Source organism: Caulobacter sp. 1776 (assembly GCF_040545685.1).
Lineage (GTDB): Bacteria > Pseudomonadota > Alphaproteobacteria > Caulobacterales > Caulobacteraceae > Caulobacter.
On the sequence record NZ_JBEPMI010000006.1, the window covers coordinates 345,326 to 367,516 of the forward strand.

25 protein-coding genes and 2 pseudogenes are annotated in these 22,191 nt (G+C 68.2%); 19 read left to right on the plus strand and 8 right to left on the minus strand.

What is annotated here, in order from left to right; all coding sequences use genetic code 11:
* Positions 1 to 4: 4 nt before the first annotated feature.
* Positions 5 to 1,235, minus strand: a pseudogene (locus tag ABIC66_RS17810) (winged helix-turn-helix domain-containing protein).
* 125 nt (positions 1,236 to 1,360) lie between these two features.
* Here ABIC66_RS17810 and ABIC66_RS17815 point away from each other — a divergent pair.
* Positions 1,361 to 2,206, plus strand: coding sequence for an aldose 1-epimerase (locus tag ABIC66_RS17815; RefSeq protein ID WP_354071717.1), 846 nt, complete (start codon positions 1,361 to 1,363; stop codon positions 2,204 to 2,206).
* On the opposite strand, the gene ABIC66_RS17820 is transcribed toward ABIC66_RS17815, so the two are convergent.
* Positions 2,196 to 3,494 carry a lytic murein transglycosylase gene (locus ABIC66_RS17820; RefSeq protein ID WP_354071719.1) on the minus strand — a complete coding sequence of 433 codons (1,299 nt, stop codon included), beginning with the start codon at positions 3,492 to 3,494 and terminating at the stop codon, positions 2,196 to 2,198. The genes ABIC66_RS17815 and ABIC66_RS17820 overlap by 11 nt on opposite strands.
* A gap of 211 nt (positions 3,495 to 3,705) precedes the next feature.
* On the opposite strand from ABIC66_RS17820, the gene ykgO reads away from it, so the two are divergent.
* The 7 genes from ykgO to ABIC66_RS17855 all read left to right on the plus strand — a co-directional run bounded on the left by ykgO (position 3,706) and on the right by ABIC66_RS17855 (position 7,371).
* Positions 3,706 to 3,831 (plus strand): type B 50S ribosomal protein L36, encoded by a 126-nt coding sequence (gene ykgO / locus ABIC66_RS17825; protein WP_004616427.1) that lies wholly within the window; start codon positions 3,706 to 3,708, stop codon positions 3,829 to 3,831.
* On the plus strand, positions 3,831 to 4,445 hold the full coding sequence (locus ABIC66_RS17830) for an HAD family hydrolase (protein WP_354071721.1): 615 nt from the start codon (positions 3,831 to 3,833) through the stop codon (positions 4,443 to 4,445). Before ykgO ends, ABIC66_RS17830 begins: the two co-directional genes overlap by 1 nt.
* 22 nt (positions 4,446 to 4,467) lie before the next feature.
* A complete protein-coding gene (locus tag ABIC66_RS17835) occupies positions 4,468 to 5,343 on the plus strand; it encodes an NAD(P)-dependent oxidoreductase (protein ID WP_354071723.1) in 876 nt (291 codons plus the stop codon).
* Positions 5,344 to 5,433: 90 nt separating this feature from the next.
* On the plus strand, positions 5,434 to 5,703 hold the full coding sequence (gene gapR, locus ABIC66_RS17840; protein ID WP_354071725.1) for a nucleoid-associated protein GapR: 270 nt from the start codon (positions 5,434 to 5,436) through the stop codon (positions 5,701 to 5,703).
* Positions 5,704 to 5,758: 55 nt separating this feature from the next.
* Positions 5,759 to 6,094: a hypothetical protein gene (locus ABIC66_RS17845; protein WP_354071727.1), complete on the plus strand. Its 336-nt coding sequence runs from the start codon at positions 5,759 to 5,761 to the stop codon at positions 6,092 to 6,094.
* A 74-nt stretch (positions 6,095 to 6,168) separates the two neighbouring features.
* Positions 6,169 to 6,657, plus strand: coding sequence for a hypothetical protein (locus tag ABIC66_RS17850; RefSeq protein ID WP_354071729.1), 489 nt, complete (start codon positions 6,169 to 6,171; stop codon positions 6,655 to 6,657).
* A gap of 222 nt (positions 6,658 to 6,879) precedes the next feature.
* Positions 6,880 to 7,371: a hypothetical protein gene (locus ABIC66_RS17855; RefSeq protein ID WP_354071730.1), complete on the plus strand. Its 492-nt coding sequence runs from the start codon at positions 6,880 to 6,882 to the stop codon at positions 7,369 to 7,371.
* Between the two features lie 143 nt (positions 7,372 to 7,514).
* Here the strand turns inward: ABIC66_RS17855 and ABIC66_RS17860 are convergent, their stop codons facing one another.
* The 3 genes and pseudogenes from ABIC66_RS17860 to ABIC66_RS24265 all read right to left on the minus strand — a co-directional run.
* Complete coding sequence (locus ABIC66_RS17860; RefSeq protein WP_502910374.1) at positions 7,515 to 7,607, minus strand: hypothetical protein; 93 nt, start codon at positions 7,605 to 7,607, stop codon at positions 7,515 to 7,517.
* A gap of 8 nt (positions 7,608 to 7,615) precedes the next feature.
* A complete protein-coding gene (locus ABIC66_RS17865) occupies positions 7,616 to 9,082 on the minus strand; it encodes a sigma-54-dependent transcriptional regulator (protein WP_354071734.1) in 1,467 nt (488 codons plus the stop codon).
* 53 nt (positions 9,083 to 9,135) lie between these two features.
* Positions 9,136 to 9,234 (minus strand): annotated as a pseudogene (locus ABIC66_RS24265) (hypothetical protein); the annotation flags it as partial.
* A gap of 149 nt (positions 9,235 to 9,383) precedes the next feature.
* Here ABIC66_RS24265 and ABIC66_RS17870 point away from each other — a divergent pair.
* Genes ABIC66_RS17870 through ABIC66_RS17885 form a run of 4 tightly spaced genes read left to right on the plus strand, consistent with a single transcriptional unit; the run spans position 9,384 to position 13,326 of the window.
* Positions 9,384 to 9,758 (plus strand): MmcQ/YjbR family DNA-binding protein, encoded by a 375-nt coding sequence (locus ABIC66_RS17870; protein ID WP_354071736.1) that lies wholly within the window; start codon positions 9,384 to 9,386, stop codon positions 9,756 to 9,758.
* 42 nt (positions 9,759 to 9,800) lie between these two features.
* Positions 9,801 to 11,591, plus strand: a complete 1,791-nt coding sequence (locus ABIC66_RS17875) for a M3 family oligoendopeptidase (protein ID WP_354071738.1) — start codon at positions 9,801 to 9,803, stop codon at positions 11,589 to 11,591.
* Between the two features lie 14 nt (positions 11,592 to 11,605).
* Positions 11,606 to 11,968: a nuclear transport factor 2 family protein gene (locus ABIC66_RS17880; protein WP_354071739.1), complete on the plus strand. Its 363-nt coding sequence runs from the start codon at positions 11,606 to 11,608 to the stop codon at positions 11,966 to 11,968.
* The gene (locus ABIC66_RS17885) at positions 11,968 to 13,326 is read left to right on the plus strand and encodes an ABC1 kinase family protein (RefSeq protein ID WP_354071741.1); all 1,359 of its coding nucleotides are present in this window, start codon (positions 11,968 to 11,970) and stop codon (positions 13,324 to 13,326) included. Before ABIC66_RS17880 ends, ABIC66_RS17885 begins: the two co-directional genes overlap by 1 nt.
* 140 nt (positions 13,327 to 13,466) lie before the next feature.
* Here the strand turns inward: ABIC66_RS17885 and ABIC66_RS17890 are convergent, their stop codons facing one another.
* Positions 13,467 to 14,063, minus strand: coding sequence for a hypothetical protein (locus tag ABIC66_RS17890; RefSeq protein WP_354071743.1), 597 nt, complete (start codon positions 14,061 to 14,063; stop codon positions 13,467 to 13,469).
* Positions 14,053 to 14,562, minus strand: coding sequence for an RNA polymerase sigma factor (locus ABIC66_RS17895; protein ID WP_354071745.1), 510 nt, complete (start codon positions 14,560 to 14,562; stop codon positions 14,053 to 14,055). Before ABIC66_RS17895 ends, ABIC66_RS17890 begins: the two co-directional genes overlap by 11 nt.
* A 92-nt stretch (positions 14,563 to 14,654) precedes the next feature.
* On the opposite strand from ABIC66_RS17895, the gene ABIC66_RS17900 reads away from it, so the two are divergent.
* On the plus strand, positions 14,655 to 15,128 hold the full coding sequence (locus tag ABIC66_RS17900; RefSeq protein WP_354071747.1) for a PaaI family thioesterase: 474 nt from the start codon (positions 14,655 to 14,657) through the stop codon (positions 15,126 to 15,128).
* Position 15,129: 1 nt separating this feature from the next.
* Positions 15,130 to 16,053 (plus strand): alpha/beta fold hydrolase, encoded by a 924-nt coding sequence (locus ABIC66_RS17905; protein ID WP_354071749.1) that lies wholly within the window; start codon positions 15,130 to 15,132, stop codon positions 16,051 to 16,053.
* A 23-nt stretch (positions 16,054 to 16,076) separates the two neighbouring features.
* Here ABIC66_RS17905 and ABIC66_RS17910 read toward each other — a convergent pair whose 3' ends face one another.
* Entirely contained in the window at positions 16,077 to 17,594 is a 1,518-nt protein-coding gene (locus ABIC66_RS17910; protein WP_354071750.1) for a tetratricopeptide repeat protein, read from the minus strand.
* A gap of 234 nt (positions 17,595 to 17,828) precedes the next feature.
* On the opposite strand from ABIC66_RS17910, the gene ABIC66_RS17915 reads away from it, so the two are divergent.
* The 5 genes from ABIC66_RS17915 (at position 17,829) to ABIC66_RS17935 (ending at position 22,132) form a co-directional block, all read left to right on the plus strand.
* Positions 17,829 to 18,764 carry a glycosyltransferase family 9 protein gene (locus ABIC66_RS17915; protein ID WP_354072007.1) on the plus strand — a complete coding sequence of 312 codons (936 nt, stop codon included), beginning with the start codon at positions 17,829 to 17,831 and terminating at the stop codon, positions 18,762 to 18,764.
* Between the two features lie 65 nt (positions 18,765 to 18,829).
* Positions 18,830 to 19,060 (plus strand): aa3-type cytochrome c oxidase subunit IV, encoded by a 231-nt coding sequence (locus ABIC66_RS17920; RefSeq protein ID WP_354071752.1) that lies wholly within the window; start codon positions 18,830 to 18,832, stop codon positions 19,058 to 19,060.
* A 118-nt stretch (positions 19,061 to 19,178) separates the two neighbouring features.
* The gene (locus ABIC66_RS17925; RefSeq protein WP_354071753.1) at positions 19,179 to 20,321 is read left to right on the plus strand and encodes a Re/Si-specific NAD(P)(+) transhydrogenase subunit alpha; all 1,143 of its coding nucleotides are present in this window, start codon (positions 19,179 to 19,181) and stop codon (positions 20,319 to 20,321) included.
* Positions 20,322 to 20,346: 25 nt separating this feature from the next.
* Entirely contained in the window at positions 20,347 to 20,682 is a 336-nt protein-coding gene (locus ABIC66_RS17930; protein ID WP_047403586.1) for a proton-translocating transhydrogenase family protein, read from the plus strand.
* Positions 20,683 to 20,710: 28 nt separating this feature from the next.
* On the plus strand, positions 20,711 to 22,132 hold the full coding sequence (locus ABIC66_RS17935; protein WP_354071755.1) for an NAD(P)(+) transhydrogenase (Re/Si-specific) subunit beta: 1,422 nt from the start codon (positions 20,711 to 20,713) through the stop codon (positions 22,130 to 22,132).
* Positions 22,133 to 22,191: the final 59 nt, after the last annotated feature.

Below are 22,191 nucleotides of genomic sequence, written 5' to 3' on the forward strand. Positions count from 1 at the left end.
TGCTTTACAGTCCGGTCGAGCCGTCATCACGCCCGCGTGCGGACGATTGCACCCAGACTGGGTGCGAGATCTCCCGACGGGCGAACTTCCACGCCGGACAGCCCCAGCCACGACGCCATGAGGGCCAGCTGTTCGGCGAGCCGGGGAGCGGTCTGTTCATTTGCGCCCGGTTCGGCGTGGGCGGCCAGCGCCAGCAGCTTGCCGGCCTTGCGGTCGGCCTTCAGATCGACGCGGGCGGTGATCGCCTCGTCCTGCAGAAATGGGAGCACGTAGTAGCCATGGGTGCGCTTGTGGGCCGGAGTGTAGATCTCCAGCCGCACCCGCACGCCGAACATTCGCTCGGTGCGCTCGCGAAACCAGATCAGATTGTCGAACGGCGAGAGCAGGGCGTTGGCCTTGATCGACCGCGGACGGCGCGCGTCGGGCCATAGATAGGCCGGCTGGTCCCAGCCCTTCACCGCGACTTTCTTCAGCACACCGGCCTCGACCAGCGCCGCGACGCCATCGCGGGCGTCGGTCAAGCCCAGGCGGAAGTAATCTCTCAGGTCGCGTTCGGTCGCGATTCCCATGGCGCGGGCCGAGATCTTCAGAAGTTCGCGGCAGGCCTCGGCGCGATCCGGTGTCGGGGTGTCGAGGATGGCTTTGGGCAGCACGCGCTCGGGCAGACCGTAGACGCGCTCGAAGCCGCCCCGCCGCGTGGCGGTGGTCAGCCGGCCGGTCCAGAACAGGCACTCCATGGCCCGCTTGCCCTCGCTCCAGCCCCACCAGCCGCCTTCGCCCTTGGCGCCCAGCTCCAGCTCGGACGCCGCCAAAGGGCCGCGTTCGGCGACGGTGTCGAGGGCTTGCTGGATGAAGTCGGCGTGGCTGCGCAGGAAGGCGGCCACGCCCTTCCAGACGCCGACGCCCTCGGCCGCGTCCCGCATCCGCCAGCGCAGCAGGGGATGGGTGGCGAGCGGGGTTAGCGAGGCCTCGTGCGCCCAATATTCCACCAGCGCCGGCTTCTTGCCCCAGGCCAGGTCCTCCAGCAGCGCCCGGTCGTAGGATCCGAGGCGCGAGAACAGTGGCAGGTAGTGGGAGCGCGAGACGACATTGACCGAGTCGATCTGCACGACGCCCAGAGCTTCGATCGTGGACAGGAGATGGCGCTTGCCGGGCGTGGCCGGGCGCGGGCGCCCGAAGCCCTGCGCCGCCAGCGCGATGCGCCGCGCGTCTTTTGCGGAGAGGGTCTCGACCATGGGCGCAGTTGAACTTGCGTCGGGGAGGCAATGCAAGACGCCGGGACCGCGACCGCGAGACTTGGCCTGAACGGCGAATGATCCTACCGATGCGGCCCTTCAGTTCTTTGGAGAGAGCCGCCAGCATGACCGCTATCGAGAAGGGGCCGGCCCGCCTGGTTCTGGCGCCCGAGGTCGGCGGCGCGATCGCCGCCTTCACGGCCGCTGGTCGCGATGTGCTGCGACCGATGGCGGAGGGCGCCAGCGACGCCCTGCTGACGGCCAGCTTCCCGCTGGTCCCGTTCTGCAATCGCATCCCGAACGGACGCTTCGTCTTCGAGGGGCGCGAGGTGGCGCTGCCGCCGAACCTGGCCGGCCATCCGCATGCCCTGCATGGCCAGGGCTGGCGCGCGGCCTGGACGGTGGAAAAGGCCGGGGCCGGCGAGGCGCTGCTGTCCTACGACCATGCGCCGGACGCCTGGCCGTGGGCCTACCGCGCCGAGCAGCGGTTCGTGCTGAGCGAGACGAGCTGCCGCGTCGCGCTGACGGTGATCAACACCGGCGACGCGCCCATGCCGGCGGGGCTGGGTTTCCATCCCTACTTTCCGCGTCGTCCGGGCGAGACGCTAACGGCGGCAAACGACGGCGTCTGGCTGATCGACGCGGACGCTTTTCCGACCGAGCATCATCCCGGGATCTGGGGACCGGACTGGGCGGCGGGCGCCGCGGTCGAGGGGCATGATCTGATCGACCACTGCTACACCGGCTGGAACCAGCGGGCCGTGCTGAGCGCGCCGGGCGCGCCGGACACCGTGATCACCGCCTCGGCCGATTGCCGCTGGCTGCACGTCTATGTCCCGCCGGGCGAGGCCTATCTCTGCGTCGAGCCGTGCGCCAGCCGGCCGAACCCGTTCGGGGAGGGGGAGACGGGGATGGTGACGCTGGCGCCGGGCGAGAGCCGGAGCATCTGGATGGAGGTCGCTACGGCGTGATCCCGGCCTGGGCCTTCAGCCGCGCGACCATGTCGTTCGACAGATAACCGTCGGCCGGCAGCTGCTGGCTCTGCTGCCAGGCGCGCAGGGCCTTGCGGGTGCCGGCGCCGATGACGCCGTCGGCGGGACCGGGATTGAAGCCGACGCGGGCCAGGGCGATCTGGGCGGCCATGCGGTCCGACATCGAAAGTGGCGTCTCGACCGGCCATGGGGTCACCGGCGGCTCGCCGCCGCCGAAGCGGTCGGCCAGCAGGCCGATGCCCAGGGCGTAAGAGGTCGAGTTGTTGTAGGTGCGGATCGCGAAGTGGTTCGGCAGGGCCAGGAACGCCGGACCCGTCGCGCCCGCCGGCAGGATCAGCATGGCCGGCGAGGCGGCGTCGGCGGCGGTCCAAGGCAACCCGTCGGCGCGGCGCACGCCCTTGGCCTCCCAGACGGCCGGAACGTCGCGCGGGCCCTCGGTGACCGAATAGTCGAAGCCGGCCGGCAGGATCACCTCCTTGGCCCAGCCCACGCCCGGCTTCCAGCCGCCCTTGGCCAGCAGGTTGGCGGCCGAGGCCAGCGAGTCGGCGTCAGAGCCCCAGATGTCGCGCCGACCGTCGCCGTCGAAATCGACGGCGGTCGAGCGATAGCTGGACGGGATGAACTGGGTCTGGCCCATGGCCCCGGCCCACGAGCCGCGCAGCTGCTGGCGGGTGACCTCGCCGGAATCGATGATCTTGAGCGCGGCGATCAGTTCGCCCTCGGCCCAGGCGCGGCGGCGGCCGTCGGCGGCCAGGCTGACCATCGAGCGGACCACATCGAAATTGCCCTGCAGCTGGCCGAACGCCGACTCCATGGCCCAGACGGCCAGGAGGATGTCGCGCGGCACGCCATAGCGGGCCTCGATGGTCGGCAGGAAGGCCAGTTCCTCGCGCTTGCGCCGGCCGGCGGCGACGCGGTCGTCGCTGATCACGCCCTTGATATAGTCGCCGACCGGCTTGGAAAACTCCGGCTGGCGGCTGTCCAGGCTGATGACCTTGGGATCGGGCGTGACGCCGGCCAGCTCGCGATCCAGCAGTTCCGCCGACAGGCCGGCGGCCAGGGCGCGGACGCGGAAGTCGGCCAGCCAGGTGTCGAAAGCCAGCTCCCCGGCCGGCACGGGCGTCGCCGGCGTGGGGGCCGGCGCACTGGGCGTCCGCGGTTCCGGCGTGAGCGCGGGCGGCGTGACCGCGGTCAGCGGCCCCTGCGGCGAGGTGTCCGCGCAGCCGGCGAGAAGAAGGACGAGAAAGACGCGACGATCCATGGCCATGGGGCGGAAGCTACCGGCGTTCGAGGGATTGCATCAATCACAAGCGCGCCAGACGGGTGAAGTTCCCTCCAACGCTTGCGTGAAAAGCCCCGGAACGCATTGACTCCAACCCGCGTCCTGCTTATACGCACCGCCTCCGAAACACCCGGATGTTCCGGCCGTCATCTTGTGCGCGCCCGAACCTCTCCGCTGAGTACAGACAGAGACGGTCATGAAGGTTCGCAGCTCGCTGAAGTCGCTGAAGGGTCGCCACCGCGACTGTAAGATGGTGCGCCGCAAGGGCGTCATCTACATCATCAACAAGACCGACCCGCGCTTCAAAGCCAAGCAAGGCTGATGACGCGTCGTCCCAGAGCCGTTCTCTGGGACGTCGGCAACGTCATCGTGCGCTGGGATCCCCGCGCGCTGTATGCGAAGATCTTCAAGGAACCGGTCGATATCGACCGGTTCCTTTCGCATGTCTGCACCCTGGATTGGCACGTCGAGCATGACCGTGGCGTCGGCTTCCCGGAGAACGCCGCGCCGCTGATCGCGCGCTTCCCCGAGCACGCGGACCAGATCCGGGCTTGGGACGAGCGCTTCGGCGAGATGCTGTCTGGGCCGGTGCCCGAGACCGCCGCGGTGATCGAGGCCCTGGCCGCCCGTGACGTGCCGCAATACGCCTTGACCAACATGCCCCAGAGCAAGTGGCCGGTGGTCCAGGCCATCTCGCCCGCCCATTTCGGCCTGTTCCGCGACGCGGTGGTTTCGGGCGACGAGAAGGTGATCAAGCCTGACCGGCGCATCTACGAGATCGTGCTGGAGCGCACCGGGCTCGAGGCGGCCGACCTGCTGTTCATCGACGACAGCGCCGCCAATATCCAGACGGCCATGGACATCGGCTTCCACACGCACCACTTCACCGATCCGACCGAGCTTCGCGCGGTCGTGGAGCGGCACGGCCTGCTCTGACCCCAGATCAGGGAGATCTCGCATGAACGTCGGTTTTATCGGCCTGGGCGCCATGGGCGCGGCCATGGTTCGGAACCTGCTGGCCAAGGGCGTGACGGTGACGGTGTGGAACCGCTCGCGCGCCATCGTCGACACCCTGGCCGCCGAGGGCGCGACCGTCGCCGCGACCGTGGACGAGACGTTCGCCGCCGACATCGTCCTCTCCATGCTGGCCAACGACGAGGCCATCCGCGAGGTGCTGCTCGACAGCGGCGCGCTGGCCCGGGCGCCCAAGGGCCGGATCCACGTCAACCTGGCCACCATCTCGACCGCCCTGGCCGCCGAGCTTTCGGCCCTGCACGCCGAGCTGGGCCTGGGCTATGTCGCCGCGCCGGTGTTCGGCCGTCCGCCCATGGCCCAGGCCGGGGCCCTGAACGTCCTGGCCGCCGGCGCGCCGGACACCGTGGCCAAGGCCCAGCCGGTGCTGGATCTGCTGGCCGCCAAGGTCTGGCCGCTGGGCGAGGATCCGGTCCGCGCCACCGCCCTGAAACTGGCCGGCAACTTCATGATCGTCTCGGCCATCGAGGCCATGGGCGAGGCCGTGGCGCTGGGCGAGGCCTATGGCGTCGAGGCGCCCGATCTCTTGGACATGCTGTCGAGCACGATCTTCAACGCGCCAATCTACAAGATCTATGGCGGCATGATCGCCGAGCGCCGCTACACCCCGCCCGGCTTCGCCGCCGAGCTGGGCCTGAAGGACGTGCGCCTGGTGCTGGACGCCGCCGAGGCCAAGGGCCTGTCCATGCCCCTGGCGGACCTGGCCGAGGCCAGCCTGGAATCGCTGCTGGGCGGCGACGACAAGGACCTCGACCTCGCCGCTCTCGCCGAGATCGCGCGAGCCAGGGTCGAAGGAAGGTAGTGGAAGGTCGCTGAATCGCGCTTCCCAGGGGCGCGGCTTCGAACTAGGTTCCGCGCCTCTTGAAATCCTGCCTTTCCGCGAGACCTCCGCATGGCCGACGACGCCGTTCCTCACGCTGACGTACTGAACTCGACCGCCCAGGGTCAGCTGAAGTCGATCATCGACCGCGTCGAGCGGCTCGAGGTCGAAAAGACCGAGATCATGGAGCAGATGAAGGAGGTCTACGCCGAGGCCAAGGGCAACGGCTTCGACGTCAAGATCCTCAAGAAGGTGGTCCGGATCCGCAAGCAGGACCGCGCCAAGCGCCAGGAAGAGGACGCGATCTTCGACCTCTACATGTCGGCGATCGGCGAGATCTAAGTCGCCGGTTTTTTGACGTGCGCGGGCGCGCCAGGTCGGGGATAGTCGTCTCGACATGCGCGCCAAGCCGCCCGATCCGAAAGAACAGGCCAAGCGGGCCGCGCTGAACGCGCTCAAGCGCGCCCGCCGCGCCGCCGAGAAGACCGGCGTCGAGCTCTCCGAATGGGAGGGTGAGTTCCTGACCAGCGTCGCCCAGCGCGTCGAGACCTATGGCCGGGCCTTCGCCGATCCGGAAAAGGGCGCGCGCGGCCAGGCCTTGTCAGGCAACCAGGCCATCAAGCTCAAGGAAATCGCCCGCAAGGCGAAGGGGGAAGCCAAGCCGATGAAGCGCGGTAAGGGCTTCGGCCGGCGCGAACGGCCGCGAGCCGAGCCGGAAAGCGACGAAGGCTGATTCTGGCGCGACCGGGCCTGGCGGCGGAAACGCCGTTCCGCGGTTAACTCCTGCCCATGAACGGGGAGGAACCCATGGATACCGTCAAGTCACGGCGCGGGATCGCGCTGACCATTCTGCTGGCCACCGCGGTGGCCGGAACCCTCGATATGGCCGACGCCTGCATCTACTGGGGCGTCACCAAGGGCGTGGCGCCCGAGCGGATCTTCCAGTCCGTGGCCAGCGGCCTCCTGGGCAAGGCGGCGTTCAAGGGCGGCGCCCAGACCGCGGCTCTGGGCCTGACCCTGCACTTCGCCATCATGGCGGTGATGGTGGCGGTCTATGTGCTGGCCAGCCTGCGCCTGCCGGTCCTGACCAAGCGGCCGGTGGTCATGGGCCTGGGCTACGGCCTCGCGACCTATCTGGTGATGAACTATGTCGTGTTGCCGTTGTCGCAGGTCGGACCGCGCGGACACTTCGTGCTGCCCAATTTCATCAACGGCCTGATGGCGCATCTCGTGCCCGTCGGCCTCACTATCGCCATGATCGCGGCGTGGCGCGAGCGGCGGACGAATACACTCTAGGATTTCGTCTCAAAGGCTTACCAAAAACTGTCGTTCGCCTATTGTCGTTAAGGCCTTGGTAACGCTCTCGGCCGAAAATGTGAATAATTGTAAAGAGTTAACGACTTTCCTGTTGTGAGGTTCTAGGTCGCGGCTGCTCACAGCGACCTCCGTCTCGATGCGCGCGGGCGAAAGCCTGGATCGGCCGCCGAGCGAGCCCCACGGCTCAACGGACTAAGGACAATGGCGACGACCTATCAATATCTGCTGCGTCGAAAGACGGAGCTGGAAACCCGTATGATCGAGGCGCAACGGCGGGCTCAAGCCCCGTTCGAGAGTGAGCTGCGCGCGATCATCCTGGCGCTGGACGCGCTGAAACAGGCCGGCATGGCCGAGCGACTGTCTTCGGGCGAGTCGCCGTCGTTCGCGCCGGTCGCGCCCGCGCCGCCGACGCCCGGCAAGCGCGGCCGACGCGGTCGCACGACCCGCGACATGATCCTGATGACCCTGGCCCAGGCGCCGGGCCTGAACGAGGCGGAGATCGCGCGTCAGCTCGACCACCGCTGGAGTCGTCCGGTGACTCCGGTGGCCGTCGGACGCGAACTCGAGCTGCTGGAGGTCGAAGGTCTGGCCCGTCGTTCCGGACCGGGCTGGATCCGCCTCGAGGAGCAGGCGGAACAGGCTGAAGAGTCCGAAGAGCGACCGGGCCTCAGCCTGGTTGCTCCGGGACACTAAGGGCCTGGACTAGGCTCGCGCTGTCGGCTTGACGGCCTTCAAGACCGCGTCGGTTTCGCCGACCCAGGTTGTTTCAAGACCGCGTCGGCTTTGCCGACCCAGGTTGTTTCAAGACCGCGTCGGCTTTGCCGACCCAGGTTGTTTCAAGACCGCGTCGGCTTTGCCGACGCGGGGCGGGCGGGCTTCAGCAGGGTCTTCAGACGCTGCTCGCGCGAGACGGGCCGGAAGATCATCATGGTCGCCATCAGCCCGCTTCCTTCATGTCAACTTCGATGCCCTGCTCGCGGACCTTGCGATAGAGGGTCGAGCGGCCGATGCCGAGACGGCGGGCCACTTCGCTCATATGACCGGCATAGACGTCGATCGCGTGCTGGATGAGATCGCGCTCGATGTCTTCCAGCGTCCGCAGGTGACCGCGGTCGTCGAGGATGCGCACCGGCGCGTCGGCCGCCGGAGCCGACATGGCGGCGTGGGCGGCTTGCAGCATGGCGGCGGGCGGCGGCGCGGGCGCGATCGAGACGGCCTCGATCGGCGCGGCTAGGCCCGAGATGGCCGGAAAATCGTACGGCTGCAGATAGGGCGCGTCGGCCAGCACGATGGCGCGATAGATGGTGTTTTCCAGCTGGCGCACATTGCCCGGCCAGTCGAAGCTGGTCAGCAGCTGCAGGGTCTCGGGCGAGGCGCCGATGACGCGCTTGCCTTCCTCGACGTTGAAGCGGCGGATGAACGCCTCGACCAGGGCCGGAATGTCCTCGCGGCGTTCGCGCAAGCTGGGAGCCTCCAGCGGGAAGACGTTCAGCCGGTAGTAGAGGTCCTCGCGGAACCGCCCGGCCGAGACGGCCTGCTGCAGGTCGCGATTGGTCGCCGAGACGATGCGGACATCGACCTTCAGCGAGCGCTTAGAGCCGATCGGGTCGATCTCGCCTTCCTGCAGCGCGCGCAGCAGCTTGACCTGGACATCCAGCGGCAGCTCGCCGACCTCGTCCAGGAACAGGGTGCCCCCGTCAGCCTCCTTGAACTTGCCCAGGTGCTTGTCGCTGGCCCCGGTGAACGAGCCCTTCTCGTGGCCGAACAGGATCGACTCGACGAGGTTCTCGGGAATGGCGCCGCAGTTGACGGCCACGAACGGCTTGCCCGAACGGTCGGACGAGCCATGCACGGCGCGGGCGATCAGCTCCTTGCCGACGCCGCTTTCGCCGGTGATCAGCACGGGGATGGCGCTCTTGGCCGCCCGCTCCCCCATACGCTTGACCATGGTCATGACCGGTGAGGTCCCGATCAGGTCCGCGAAGGTGGTCTTGCCGCCGGCCCGCTTGGTCAGGCGTTCGACCTCGCCTTTCAGGTCGCCCATCGACAGGGCGTTGCGGATCGAGACGGTGATGCGTTCCGGGCTAGCCGGCTTGATGAAGAAGTCGCTGGCCCCGGCCTGCATGGCCTTGACCACGGTGTCGACGCCGCCGCTGGCGGTGAGCACGATCACGGGCTGGGTGAAGCCGCGCGCGCGCAGTTCCTTCAGCGTCTCCTGGCCGCTCAGGCCGGGCATGACGAGGTCAAGCAGGATCACGTCCGCGGGCGCGCCCGAGGTCAGGTGCGCGATGGCGGTGTCACCGCCTTCGGCGTGAGCCACGGCGAAACCGTCGCGCTCGAGCACCGCCTGGATCAACCGACGTTGCGTCGGGTCGTCGTCGACGACAAGGACCGTTTTGGTCATTGGGCACATCCACCAGAACCGGCCACGCCCACATGGAGCAGGGCTCTTGTTGGTTCAGAGTGATACAGGGCCCGACCGTCGCGCTCGAGCACCGCCTGGATCAACCGACGTTGCGTCGGGTCGTCGTCGACGACAAGGACCGTTTTGGTCATTGGGCACATCCACCAGAACCGGCCACGCCCACATGGAGCAGGGCTCTTGTTGGTTCAGAGTGATACAGGGCCCGGGTAAACATCGGCTTTCGCAGACGTGTCGCGATCCTTAAGGTTTAGCCTTAACAAGGTCTTGCGAGAGCGCGGTCATGGTCGACGACGAACAGCTGATGGCCTTGGCCCTGGCCCTGCCGGAAGTGACCGCCAGCGTCAGCACGAGCGGGCAGTTCGGCTATGACGTCGGCGGCAAGGGCCTGGCCTGGGGCTACCTGGCGCGGGAAAAGCCCAAGGCCAAGCGGGTGCTCGTCCCAGGCGTGATCGCCGTCCGCTGCGCGATGGAGACCAAGGAGCTGCTGCTGGAGGCGGCGCCGGACCGGTTCTTCACCGACGATCACTATCGCGGCTATCCGGCGGTGCTGGTGCGGCTGGCGCGGGTGGAGGCGGACGAGCTGGCTGGGCTGCTGAGACAGGCTTGGAAGCTCGTGGCCCCCAAGCCGATCCAGAAACGCTATCCCGACGCCTGACGCATTGCGCGAGGGCCGCGCGGAGGCCTATCTGCTACGCCCATGAACGCCCCCTTCAAGCCCGACGCCCCGCCCGAATGGAATCTGGCCGACCTCTATGTCGGTCGTGACGATCCTCGGATCGAAACCGATCTCGCCGCCGCCAAGGCCGCCAATGACGAACTGGCCTCGCTGGAGGGGATGTTCCTGGAGGCCCGCAAGGAACCGCAACGCCTGGGCGTCCTGCTGGATCGCGGCGTCGGCCTCTACGAGCAGGCGACCAACGGCCTGTGGAGCGTCGGGGCCTATGCAAGCCTGGCCGCCGCCGTGGCCCGCGACGACCCGGCCTGGGCCAAGTTCGAGGGCGACCTGCGGGCCCGCTCGTCGCAGATCGCCGCCGAAAGCCTGTTCTTCACGCTGGAACTGAACCAGCTGGAGGACAGCGAAATCGCCGCCGCGCTTGAAGCCCATCCCCAGGCCGCTCGCTGGGCGCCGTGGCTGCGCCGCGTGCGCCTGTCGCGGCCGCATGAGCTGTCGGCGGAGCTGGAGCGTTTCATCGTCGACAAGGCTCCGGCCGTCGCCAACTGGGTGCGCCTCTATGACGAGACCCTGGCCAAGCTGACCACGAGCGCCGGGAGCGAGACCCTGACCCTGCCCGAGGCCCTGAACCGGCTCTCCGATCCTAGCGTCGAGCGTCGCAAGGCGGCCGCCGACGGCCTGGCCAGGGCGCTGGCCGAGCGCGCCTCGACCCAGGCCCTGGTGCTGAACACACTGGCCTTCGAGAAGCAGGTCGAGGATCGCTGGCGGCGCTACGATCATCCGGCCCAGTCGCGACATCTGGCCAACGAGGTCGACGCCGACGCGGTCGACGCTCTGGAGCAGGCGGTGGTCGAGGCCTATCCGCGACTGTCGCATCGCTACTACGCCCTGAAGGCCAAGGTCATGGGCCGCGAGAGCCTGGACTACTGGGACCGCAACGCCCCGCTGACCGCCGCCGCCCCGCGCGCCTTCGCCTGGGACGAGGCGCGGGGCATGGTGCTGGAAAGCTTCCAGGACCTGGCCCCCAAGTTCGCCAATACCGCCCGGGTGTTCTTCGACCGCCCGTGGATCGACGCCCGTCCGCGCGCCGGCAAGCAGTCGGGGGCCTTCGCCCATCCCGTCACCGCCGACCGCCATCCGTTCGTGTTCATGAACTACATGGGCGAGCGGCGCGACGTGCTGACCCTGGCCCACGAGCTGGGCCACGCCGTCCACCAGACCCTGTGCGCGCCGCTGGGCACCCTGCTGGCCGACACGCCCCTGACCCTGGCCGAGACCGCCTCGATCTTCGGCGAGGGCCTGGTGTTCGACCGCCTGTTGGCCGAGGCCACGCCCGCCGACCGCAAGGGCCTGCTGGCCGGCAAGATCGAGGACGGCCTCAACACCGTGGTCCGCCAGATCGCCTTCCACCGGTTCGAGCGCCGCTTCCATGAGGCCCGACAGGAGGGCGAGTTGTCGCCCGACCAAATCGGCGGCCTGTGGCTTGAGGTGATGGGCGAGAGCCTGGGCCCGGCCGTGAAGCTGAACGAGGGCTACGAGCACTACTGGGCCTATGTCAGCCACTTCTGCCATGCGCCGTTCTACGTCTACGCCTATGCGTTCGGAGATCTCCTGGTGCGCGGCCTGATGGAGAAGCGTCGGGAGGATCCGGCGAAATTCGCGCCGTTGTACGAGGACCTCCTCGCGGCGGGCGGCACGCGCACCTATGTCGAGGCCCTGGCCCCTTTCGGCCTGAATCCCAGGGACAAGGCGTTCTGGGCCGCCGGCTGCGCGCAGCTGGAGCGGCTGGTGGACGAGTTCGAGGCCCTCGTCTGACGGAGCGACGCGACATGCCCACCCAGGAACGCCTGGCCGATTTCATCGCCACCGTGGTTCGGGGCGAGCATGTCGAGGCGATCGAACGCTTCTACGCGCCGCACGCGACGATGCAGGAGAACAACGCTCCGCCGCGTGTCGGCCGCGATGTACTGGTCGAGCACGAGAAGGCCGCCCTGGCGCGGCTGTCGAAGATGGAGACCGAGCCGGCCGGCGACGTGATCCACGACGGCGACCAGGTGGTGATCCGCTGGGTGTTCCACATGACCGGCAAGGACGGCAAGACGCGGCGCTTCGAGGAGCTGGCCCACCAGCATTGGGAGGGCGATTTCATCGTCCGCGAGCGGTTCTTCTACGACCCGAGCCAGTTCGCCTGATGGCCGACGATCCTCGGGATCCTGAACGCGACCGGCTGTCGGGCCGTCTTTCCCGCTTCGCCAAGGTGGGCGCGGGGCTGTCGGGCGCGGCGGTCTCCTACGGGGCCAACCGGATGTTCGGCGGCGACGACGCCGACGCCCGCAACGCCAAGGCGTTGAAGGCGGCGTTGGGCGGGCTGAAGGGGCCGCTGATGAAGGCGGCCCAGATGTTCGCCACCGTGCCGGATCTCCTGCCGCCCGAATTCGCCAAGGAGCTGGCCGAGCTGCAGACCAACGCCCCGGCGATGGGCTGGCCGTTCGTGCGCCGGCGCATGGCGGCCGAGCTGGGACCAGACTGGCAGGCCAGGTTCAAGAGCTTCGAGCACGAGGCCGTCGCGGCCGCCTCGCTCGGCCAGGTGCACCGCGCGGTGGCCCACGACGGCCGCGCCCTGGCCGTGAAGCTGCAATATCCGGACATGCAGAGCGCGGTCGAAAGCGATCTTGGCCAGCTGCGCGCCCTGGTCGGCCTGATCAAGCGCATGGACGGCGCGCTGGACCCGTCCGAGGCCATCGTCGAGATCGGCGATCGTCTGCGCGAGGAGTTGGACTACGGCCGCGAAGCCAAGCTGATGGCCGTGTACGCGAACTTCTTCGCCGGGCGAGACGACATCCGCACGCCAACCCCGGTTCCAGAGTTATCCACAGGGCGCCTGCTGTCGATGACCTGGCTGGACGGCCAGGGCCTGATGGCCTTCAAGGACGCGCCGCAGGAGGTCCGCGACCGCATCGCCGCTCTGCTGTTCGAGGCCTGGTGGAGCCCGATGACCAAACTCGGGATCATCCACGGCGACCCGCATCTGGGGAACTACACGTTTGGCGGTGAAGGCGCGGCGCATCTGAACCTGCTGGACTTCGGCTGTATCCGGGTGTTCCCGCCGAAGTTCGTGGCGGGCGTGGTGCGGCTCTATCGGGCCCTGTCCAACGACGACCGGGCCGAGCAGATGGAGTCTTACCGCAGCTGGGGCTTCACGGGCCTTACCGACGACCTGGTCGACACTCTCAATGTCTGGGCCCGCTTCATCTACGGCCCGCTGCTGGACGACCGGGTCCGCACCGTGGCCGACGACGTTCCGCCCGGCGAATACGGCCGCCGGGAAGCCTTCAAGGTGCGCCAGGCGCTGAAGGCGGCGGGCGGCATCGTCATTCCCCGTGAGTTCGTGTTCATGGACCGGGCGGCGATCGGCCTAGGCGCGGCGTTCCTGCACCTTGGCGCGCGGCACAATTGGCGGGCGCTGTTCGAGGCGTCGCTGGACGGGTTCTCGGAGGCGGCGGTGGCGCAGCGGCAGCGGGAAGCGTTAGCGGCGGTGGGCATCCATTAGCCCGCTCTTCCCGGCGAAAGCCGGGACCCAGATCCCAGAGCGCTTGAGTTGATTGGAGGAGCTCCGCGATCCTGGAGTCCGCTTCAGCGCCCCTCCATCTGGGCCCCGGCTTTCGCCGGGGAGAGCGGACTTTTGGCGAGTCACTCATACTCCGCCAGCAGCCCCTCCAGCTTCCGCTGTTCGGGCTTCATCACCCAGAAGTACCGCGCGGTGTTCCAGCCGACGCTGGCCACCAGGGCCACGCCGAACACGAACAGCATCTGCCAGCTGTCCCGCTCGCTGGCCTTGCCGACCTCGCGCAGCTGGGAGACACCGACCAGCATCGGGGTCAGGAACACCGGCAGCATCATCCAGAAGATTCGGACATTGGCCCGCGCCCGGCGGTTGGCGGCCAGCATGTCGGAAAGCGTGTCGCGCACGGGCGAGTCTCCCGATCTTCCCCGGTGGCGCAGCAGGATGCCGACCACCAGCACGGCGGCCAGCACCGCCCAGCAGACGGCCAGCATGGCCAGGGCTCCCCATTCGCGGTCGACGTCCATGCCGCCAGTCGCGATCGTTCGGGCCATGATGATCGTGAAGATCGTCATGGCCGTCGCCGGGATGGCGAAGAACAGCAGTTCCCCGCGCCGGCGGGCCTTCAGCGTCTGCATCAGTGTCTCCATCAGATAGGCCTGGGCCTTGTCGTCGGGCGTGTTGGCCGGCGAGCGCCAGGCGGCTTCGAGTTCGTTAAAGTCCATCGTCGGCGCCCTCCACGAGGCTGGAGACGCGCTGACGGATACGGGTCAAGCGCGCCCCGACATTGGTTTCGGACAGGCCGTGCAGCCGGGCGATCTCGGCATACGCCACCCCGTCCAGCGACAGCAGGATCAGCGACCGATCCACCGGCGGCAGCTGGCGGATCGCCGCGTAGAGCCGCTCCAGCAGAGCCCCTTGCGGGTCGGTCCCGGCGTCGCGCGTCAGCAGCTCGGCCTCGATCGTCACGCCGCGCAGCCGCCGGCGGTTCTCGCCGCGCCGCCAGGTGAGGGCGGCATTGTGGGCCACGCGGTGGACGAAGGTCCCGGCCGTGCTCTCGTCGCGAAACCTCGGACGCGCCTTCCACAGGGCCAAGGTCATCTCTTGCAGCAGGTCGTGCTGGTCGGGACGTTCGGCGAAGGCGCGCGCCGTCCGGTGCAGCATCGGCAGATGCGGCGCCAGCCAGGCGGCGAAGCCTTCATCGGTGTCTTGAGCTCGGCCCATCCGTCTCCCCGTTTCGAAAGGTTAGACGCCAGCCAAGGGCCCGTCCTTACGGAAGGCTTCCACTTCGTTCAAACGCTCGTTAGCCTGACCTTATGTCCGACGACCTGACAGACGCCCAGACCGCCGCCATCCCTGAAGGCTTCGACCAACTGAACTGGTCGCGCGGCTTCGGCCGACAGATCGGTCCCCTGTTCGAGCACCGCGAGGGCCCCGGCCAGGCGCGCTTGGCCTTTCGGGTCGAGGAGCATCACACCAACGGCCTCGGCAACTGCCACGGCGGCATGTTGATGAGCTTCGCCGACATGGCCTGGGGCCGGATCATCTCGCTGCAGAGGTCCTACAGCTGGGTGACGGTGCGGCTGATGTGCGACTTCCTGTCGGGCGCCAAGCTGGGCGACTGGGTCGAGGGCGAGGGCGAGCTGATCGGCGACGAGGACCTGCTGTTCACCGTGCGCGGCCGCATCTGGGCCGGCGATCGGACCCTGATCACTGGCACCGGCGTCTTCAAGGCCCTGTCGCCCCGCAAGCCGCGCCCCGGCGAGCTGGCCTACAAGGACGAGGCCTGAGATGGCCGACGACCAAGTCCAGCCCGCCTCGCTGCTCGCGCCGTTCGCGGGGGCGAAGCCGCCCGCGCCGGCCTGGTTCGACGCGGCCATAGCCCACGAGCCCGAGCGGTCGCTGATCCCGGTCGACGGGGCCAATATCGAGCTCCTGACCTGGGGCGAGGTCGGCAACCCGGGCCTGCTGTTCCTGCACGGCAACGGCGCCCATGCCGACTGGTGGAGCTTCATCGCCCCGTTCTTCTCCAAGGACTGGCGCGTGGCGGCGATCTCTTGGGCCGGCATGGGCGGCAGCGACTGGCGCGAGGCCTATTCGGGCGAAACCTTCGCGGCTGAAATCTTCGCCGCCATCGATGCCGCCCAACTGGAGGCCGGCGGGATCAAGCCGATCCTGGTCGGCCACTCGTTCGGCGGCTTTCCGACCCTCTATTGCGCCGCCCTGCACGCCGACCGGCTGCGCGGGGTGGTCATGGCCGACAGCAGCATCCAGCCGCCCGAGAAGCGCTGGAAGGGCCCGCCGCCGCGTCCCGCGCCCGGCAACCGGGTCTATGACACGCTGGAAGAGGCCCTGACCCGTTTCCGTCTGGCCCCGCCGCAGCCGTGCGAGAACCTCTACATCGCCGACTTCATCGCCCGGCGCTCGTTGAAGGAAGTCGAGGGCGGTTGGACCTGGAAGTTCGACCCCGCCATCTGGCAGCGCTTCAAGATGCCCGATCTCGGCGACCTCCTGACCAGGATCGCTTGCCCGGCGGCCCTGATGTGGGGCGAGCGCTCGAACCTGATGCACGCCGAGACGCTCGACTACATGATCGCGCAGATGCCGAAGGACGTGCGGCTGCTGCCCCTGCCCGACGCCGACCACCACGTGATGATCGACCAGCCGCTGGCGTTTGTGGCCGGGTTGCGGGGACTGCTGGCGACGTGGGGATAGGGCGCTCGCGTCCCGCCCGTCGCCTAGGGCTTGACCGAAGCTAGCTTCTCCAGGCGGCCGCGCGCTTCGGCTATCAACGCCTGATCGCCGCCGGGCGCCTGGCGGGCAAGGGCCTTCTCGCTCAGCACCTGAGCGACCGCGACGTTCAGGTCTGGGTGCGGCGACTGGGCCAGCGGTTTTATCAAGGCGGCGGCGGAGTCGTACTCGCCCTTGCGCAGCAGAGCGATGACCGCGTCGACTCGGATTTGGTCAACCTGCGGCGCCATCAGATGGGCCTGGACCAGGGCGTCCAGAACCGCGTCGCTGCCTTCTGGCAAGGTGCGCGAATAGCGGTAGAGGGCCGGATAGAAGGTCGGGTCCAGCTTTAGGGCCCGAGCCAGCGCCTTCTTGCCTTCGCTGGCGGCTTCGGTGAGCCGGGCCGGATCGCGCTTGCCGACGCCGAACCACGACACGCCCAGCAGGTACTGACCGTAGGGATCGGCGTTGAGCGCATCGGCGCTCTTCAGCAGCTCGACCGCCACGGAGGGATCGCCGAACACCTGCTGGGCATGGGCCAGGGTCCGGATGGCCAGCGGATCGCCGGGATACTTCGCCGCCTTCTTGCCGATGGCTTTCAGATAGCCGGCGGCCTGGCCGTCGCTCTCGCCGCGCCGGCCACGCATCAGATGCAAGGAGTCGAGCAGCAGGTCGCCGGCCGAGGGGGGCAGGGCGGCCACCGTGATGTCTGCCGCAGGGAGCGGCTTGATCGGGATGACGGTCATGGTCATGCCAGACTTGGCGTAGGTCGTCAGCTGGCGTTGCAGGGACGCCTTGTCGGTCTTGAAGGCGGTGGTGAACGCCTCGGGCTCGACCTGGCCTTCGCGGAGGGCGGTGAAATAGGCCTGGAGCTGCTCGGCCCGGGCCGGATCGCGCAGCAGGTAGTGCGTCAGCAGCCAACCCTGGGCGTAGACCATGCCCCGCCGCGGCGCGTCGGTCTGGGCGTCAAGCAGCGCATCCATCCCGATCCAGGGCTCCCGCTCCAGCGCCGGCAGGCGCTCGATCGGGCCGCCCAGCCGCCAGGCGTCGCCAGCCTCGGTGGTCGCGCCAAAATATTCGGCGAAGCCTTCCTGGAACCACAGCGGATAGGACCAGGTGAAGTACTGGGCGATGAAGTGGTGGGCGTATTCGTGCTGCAGGACGTGACGCGCCTGGTCACGGTCGAGGGCGTTCCAGGTCGCGAAAGCCGCCCGGCCACCGGGGCCGGCGCGATAGAAGCCCAACGCGTCCAGATCGGGATCGACCGCTTTCAGGTCGTCGCGCTCGGCCACCAGATAGACATCGAGTCGGGCGGCGGCGAGCTTTTCATTCACATGCATCACCCCGGCCAGCAGCCGGTGATAGCGTTCCAGGTCCGAGGCGACCGTACGGAGCTCCGCCTCGTCCATCGCGCCATAGACATTGAAGTGCTGCGTGGTCGCCTTGATCCAGGGGGCGGCCGCGAAGGCCGATGGCGCCGTAGCCAACAGCATCAGGGCGACGAGCCCGCGCGCGATCCACTTCATGCAAGCCCCGAACATATGACACGCCTCAGGATCAGGCGAAACGCTCGCTGAAGCTATCTAAGGTTGCGGCGCGGCATTGTCGCCGGCAACCCCCTTTTTCGCCTCCGCCCATGTCGGCGGGCGAGGCCGGAGATGACAGCGTCGGGGATCGCCGCTAAGCCCTCCTTCGTGAACGCGAAACGCCAAGCTGGCCCCGTCCTCGTCTACACGCCCGATCGCGGGATCGGCGACCTGATGTGGCATCTGCCGACCATCCGGGCGATCGCGGCGACCACGCCGGAGGGCAAGGTGGTGCTGGTGGCGCGGCCCGCCAGCCGGGCTTCCGAGGTGCTGGCTGTCGAACCGAGCGTCGCGCGCGTGCTCCACGCCCTGAACTACAAGGGCAAGCTCAAGGGCGTCCGCGAGGTCATCGACTTCTGGAAGATCTGCCGGGCCGAGCGGCCGCGCGCCATCTGGATCCTGGAGAAGATCGACCGCCCCGCTATCGCCGCCGCCCTGGCCGGCGTGCCCGAGCGGCGCGGCTTCGGCCTGGGGCACGGCCAGGAGCGCTTCTTGACCACGGGGCCGTATCTGCCCAGATCCATGCGTCCGGCCCATCGGATCGACAAGCTGGCGGCGTTCGAGAAGGCGCACGGCCTGGTCGTGACCAGCCGCGAACCCGAGTTGAGGCTGGACCCCAGGGCGCTCGAGGCCGTGAAGGCTCGCTACGCCGACAAGCCTGGTCCCTGGCTGAGCCTGGGTGTCGGCGCCAGCGAACCCGCGCGTACCTGGCCCGCGGAGCGGTTCGCCGAGACGTCCGCACGCCTCGCCGACCTGTTCGGCACGGTCTTTTGGATCGGCGGCCCGCATGAGGCGGAGGCCGCGAGGGTCGCCATCGGCGATCTGCCGGGCAATGTCGTGGCGTGCGATCTGACCCTGGACCAGTCCGCGGCCCTGATCGCCTTGTCGGCCGGGTTCCTCGGCAACGACTCCGGGCCGCTGAACGTGGCCGCGGCCGTCGGCACGCCGTGCGTCGGGCTGATGGGCACCGCCCCGGTGCCGGCCTATTCCCGCTGGCTCACCCGCCTGGACGGCGGGGAAGGGCGAATCGCGGACATCACGGTCGACCAGGCTGTTGAAGCCGTGCGCACCCGCTTCCTTAAGGAGGCGTGGGACAATTCGCACGCTTGAGGCTTAAGCCCCCCCGTTGTATCGGGCGGGCTCGGTATCCTCCCTTCTGCTTCCAAGGACGAAACATGGCCGGCGACTATCAACGCGGTGAGATGGACATTCAGGAACAAGCCGCGACGTTCGCGGCGTTCAACGGCATGACCAAGTGGGGTTCGCTGGCGGTCGCCACCCTGCTGCTGTTCATCACCCTGCTGTTCTGCACCCCGACCGGCTTCGTTGGTAGCGCTATCGCCGCCGTCGTGCTGCTCGCGGTCGGTATCCTGGCTCTGCGCGAAAAGCCCGCTCCCGCCCACTGACACCGGTGGACATCGGCATATTCTCTCCCTGAGATACATGTCTAGCCTCGACAAGAGGCAAGACTATCCCCTACAGAGCACCCCATGCTGGTGAGCAAACAGCGCTCTGGGAGGGGTATTGCCGATGGCCGTCATCGCCGTCACGAAAGAGACCCGCGCGAACGAAACGCGGGTCGCGGCCACGCCTGAAACCGTCAAGAAGCTCGGCGCCGCCGGCTTTTCGGTGGTGGTGCAGGCGGGGGCGGGGACGGCCGCGTCCTATCCGGACGCCGACTACGAGGCCGCTGGCGCGACGATCGCCAAGACGGCCAAGGACGCCCTGAAGGACGCCGACGTCCTGTTCAAGGTGCGCGCGCCCGAGGCCGCCGAGATCGGCGCGCTGAAGAAGGGCGCGATCGTCGCCGCGGCGCTCAATCCCTACCAGGACAAGGAGACGCTGGACGCCCTGGCCAAGGCCGGCGCGACCGCGATCGCCATGGAGTTCATCCCGCGCATCACCCGCGCCCAGGTGATGGACATGCTCTCGTCCCAGGCCAACCTCGCCGGCTATCGCGCCGTGATCGAAGGCGCCGAGGCCTATGGCAAGGCCCTGCCGATGATGATGACCGCCGCCGGCACCGTCGCCGCGGCCAAGGTGTTCATCATGGGCGTCGGCGTCGCCGGCCTGCAGGCCATCGCCACGGCCCGCCGCCTCGGCGCCGTCGTCACCGCCACCGACGTGCGGCCGGCCACCAAGGAACAGGTCGAGTCGCTGGGCGCCAAGTTCCTGGCCGTCGAGGACGAGGAGTTCAAGAACGCCCAGACCGCCGGCGGCTACGCCAAGGAGATGTCCAAGGAGTACCAGGCCAAGCAGGCCGAGCTGGTCTCCTCGCACATCGCCAAGCAGGACATCGTCATCACCACGGCCCTGATCCCGGGCCGCCCGGCTCCCAAGCTGGTCAGCGCCGCCCAGGTGGCCTCGATGCGCGCGGGCTCGATCCTGGTCGACCTGGCCATCGAGCAGGGCGGCAATGTCGAGGGCGCCAAGCTGAACGAGACGGTCGTGACCGCCAACGGCGTCAAGATCCTCGGCCACGCCAACCTGCCCGGCCGTATCGCCACCGACGCCAGCGCGCTCTACGCCCGCAACCTGGTGGCCCTGGCGACCCTGTTCACGACGAAGGAGGGCGCCTTCGCCCCCAATTTCGAGGACGAGATCCTGCAGGCCGCGGTCGTCACCCGTGACGGCGCGATCGTCCATCCGAACCTGAAGACCGCCTAACCACAGCATCGAAAGGGAGGCTCCCATGGAAGCCGTCGACCCCACCGTGTTCCGTCTGGCGATCTTCGTGCTCGCCATCTTCGTCGGCTACTACGTCGTCTGGAGCGTGACGCCCGCGCTGCACACGCCGCTGATGGCCGTGACCAACGCCATCTCGTCGGTGATCATCGTCGGCGCCCTGCTGGCCGCCGCCGCCCATGGCGCCAATTCCGACCTGGCCGGCGGCGCCGTCGCCGGCTCGACCTGGATCTCCAAGGGGGCTGGCGCGATCGCGGCGGCCTTCGCGGCGGTCAACATCTTCGGCGGCTTCTTGGTCACCCAGCGAATGCTGGCGATGTACAAGAAGAAAGAGAAGAAGTGAGCAAGCGAGAGCAGGGGGAACCAAAACAATGAACGCCAATCTCGCCGCCATTCTCTACATCGTCTCGGGGGTGCTTTTCATCCTCGCGCTGCGTGGCCTGTCCAGCCCCGTGACCAGCCAGACGGGCAACCGTAACGGCATGATCGGCATGGCCATCGCCGTTGGGACCACCTTGGCCACCCTGTGGAGCCAGGGCGCGCTGGACATCGTGACCTTGGGCCTGATCCTGGGCGGCGTCGCCGTCGGGGGCGCGGTCGGGGCGATCATCGCCCGCAAGGTCGCCATGACCTCGATGCCGCAGCTGGTCGCCGCCTTCCACAGCCTGGTCGGCATGGCCGCCTGCCTGGTGGCCGTGGCCGCGATCTACACGCCCGGCGCCTATCACATCGCCACGGCCGACGGGACGGGCGTGCAACTGAAGAGCCTGATCGAGCTGTCGCTGGGCCTGGCCATCGGCGCCATCACCTTCACCGGCTCGGTCATCGCCTTCGCCAAGCTGAACGGCAACATGGGCGGCGCGCCGATCCTGCTTCCGGCCCGCCATCTGCTGAACATCCTGATCGCCTTGGCTATCGTGGCCCTGGTCGTGGTGCTGGTGGCCAGCGGCGGCCAGGCCTTGTGGGCCTTCTGGGGCATCTTCGCCCTCAGCCTGCTGATCGGCGTCACCCTGATCATCCCGATCGGCGGCGCGGACATGCCCGTCGTGGTGTCGATGCTGAACAGCTATTCCGGCTGGGCGGCGGCGGCCCTGGGTTTCACGCTCGAGAACACCACCCTGATCATCACCGGCGCCCTGGTCGGCTCGTCGGGCGCGATCCTGTCCTACATCATGTGCAAGGGCATGAACCGCTCGTTCGTCTCGGTGATCCTGGGCGGCTTCGGGGCCGACGCCGCGGCGGCCGGTCCCGGCGGCAAGGTCGAGACCCGTCCCGTCAAACAGGGCTCGGCCGACGACGCGGCCTTCATCATGAAGAACGCCAGCAAGGTGATCATCGTCCCGGGCTACGGCATGGCCGTCTCCCAGGCCCAGCATGCTCTCCGCGAAATGGCCGACAAGCTGAAGGAGGAGGGCGTCGAGGTGAAGTACGCCATCCACCCCGTCGCGGGCCGGATGCCGGGCCACATGAACGTGCTGCTGGCCGAGGCCAATGTCCCCTATGACGAGGTCTTCGAACTGGAGGACATCAACAGCGAGTTCTCGACGGCCGACGTGGCCTTCGTGATCGGCGCCAACGACGTCACCAACCCGGCCGCCAAGACCGACCCGACCAGCGCCATCTTCGGCATGCCGATCCTGGACGTCGAGAAGGCCCGCACCGTCCTGTTCGTCAAGCGCGGCATGTCGTCGGGCTATGCCGGCGTCGAGAACGAGCTGTTCTTCAAGGACAACACGATGATGCTGTTCGCCGACGCCAAGAAGATGGTCGAGGGCATCGTGAAAGCGCTGTAGGGCTTTGCTTCACCTGGAATTAGGAAAGGCCCCCGCGGTGAACGCTGGGGCCTTTTTCT

Bases quoted from the DNA above. Each gene is read 5' to 3' on its own strand.
- ABIC66_RS17930 (WP_047403586.1), top strand. From the start codon at position 20,347: ATGGAAGCCGTCGACCCCACCGTGTTCCGTCTGGCGATCTTCGTGCTC.
- ABIC66_RS17815 (WP_354071717.1), top strand. From the start codon at position 1,361: ATGACCGCTATCGAGAAGGGGCCGGCCCGCCTGGTTCTGGCGCCCGAG.
- ABIC66_RS17935 (WP_354071755.1), top strand. From the start codon at position 20,711: ATGAACGCCAATCTCGCCGCCATTCTCTACATCGTCTCGGGGGTGCTT.
- ABIC66_RS17860 (WP_502910374.1), bottom strand. From the start codon at position 7,607: ATGATGATCTTCCGGCCCGTCTCGCGCGAGCAGCGTCTGAAGACCCTG.
- ABIC66_RS17905 (WP_354071749.1), top strand. From the start codon at position 15,130: ATGGCCGACGACCAAGTCCAGCCCGCCTCGCTGCTCGCGCCGTTCGCG.
- gapR (WP_354071725.1), top strand. From the start codon at position 5,434: ATGGCCGACGACGCCGTTCCTCACGCTGACGTACTGAACTCGACCGCC.
- ABIC66_RS17915 (WP_354072007.1), top strand. From the start codon at position 17,829: ATGTGGCATCTGCCGACCATCCGGGCGATCGCGGCGACCACGCCGGAG.
- ABIC66_RS17895 (WP_354071745.1), bottom strand. From the start codon at position 14,562: ATGGGCCGAGCTCAAGACACCGATGAAGGCTTCGCCGCCTGGCTGGCG.
- ABIC66_RS17885 (WP_354071741.1), top strand. From the start codon at position 11,968: ATGGCCGACGATCCTCGGGATCCTGAACGCGACCGGCTGTCGGGCCGT.
- ABIC66_RS17920 (WP_354071752.1), top strand. From the start codon at position 18,830: ATGGCCGGCGACTATCAACGCGGTGAGATGGACATTCAGGAACAAGCC.
- ABIC66_RS17865 (WP_354071734.1), bottom strand. From the start codon at position 9,082: ATGACCAAAACGGTCCTTGTCGTCGACGACGACCCGACGCAACGTCGG.
- ykgO (WP_004616427.1), top strand. From the start codon at position 3,706: ATGAAGGTTCGCAGCTCGCTGAAGTCGCTGAAGGGTCGCCACCGCGAC.
- ABIC66_RS17890 (WP_354071743.1), bottom strand. From the start codon at position 14,063: ATGGACTTTAACGAACTCGAAGCCGCCTGGCGCTCGCCGGCCAACACG.
- ABIC66_RS17910 (WP_354071750.1), bottom strand. From the start codon at position 17,594: ATGAAGTGGATCGCGCGCGGGCTCGTCGCCCTGATGCTGTTGGCTACG.
- ABIC66_RS17830 (WP_354071721.1), top strand. From the start codon at position 3,831: ATGACGCGTCGTCCCAGAGCCGTTCTCTGGGACGTCGGCAACGTCATC.
- ABIC66_RS17850 (WP_354071729.1), top strand. From the start codon at position 6,169: ATGGATACCGTCAAGTCACGGCGCGGGATCGCGCTGACCATTCTGCTG.
- ABIC66_RS17870 (WP_354071736.1), top strand. From the start codon at position 9,384: ATGGTCGACGACGAACAGCTGATGGCCTTGGCCCTGGCCCTGCCGGAA.
- ABIC66_RS17845 (WP_354071727.1), top strand. From the start codon at position 5,759: ATGCGCGCCAAGCCGCCCGATCCGAAAGAACAGGCCAAGCGGGCCGCG.
- ABIC66_RS17855 (WP_354071730.1), top strand. From the start codon at position 6,880: ATGGCGACGACCTATCAATATCTGCTGCGTCGAAAGACGGAGCTGGAA.
- ABIC66_RS17835 (WP_354071723.1), top strand. From the start codon at position 4,468: ATGAACGTCGGTTTTATCGGCCTGGGCGCCATGGGCGCGGCCATGGTT.
- ABIC66_RS17820 (WP_354071719.1), bottom strand. From the start codon at position 3,494: ATGGCCATGGATCGTCGCGTCTTTCTCGTCCTTCTTCTCGCCGGCTGC.
- ABIC66_RS17880 (WP_354071739.1), top strand. From the start codon at position 11,606: ATGCCCACCCAGGAACGCCTGGCCGATTTCATCGCCACCGTGGTTCGG.
- ABIC66_RS17875 (WP_354071738.1), top strand. From the start codon at position 9,801: ATGAACGCCCCCTTCAAGCCCGACGCCCCGCCCGAATGGAATCTGGCC.
- ABIC66_RS17900 (WP_354071747.1), top strand. From the start codon at position 14,655: ATGTCCGACGACCTGACAGACGCCCAGACCGCCGCCATCCCTGAAGGC.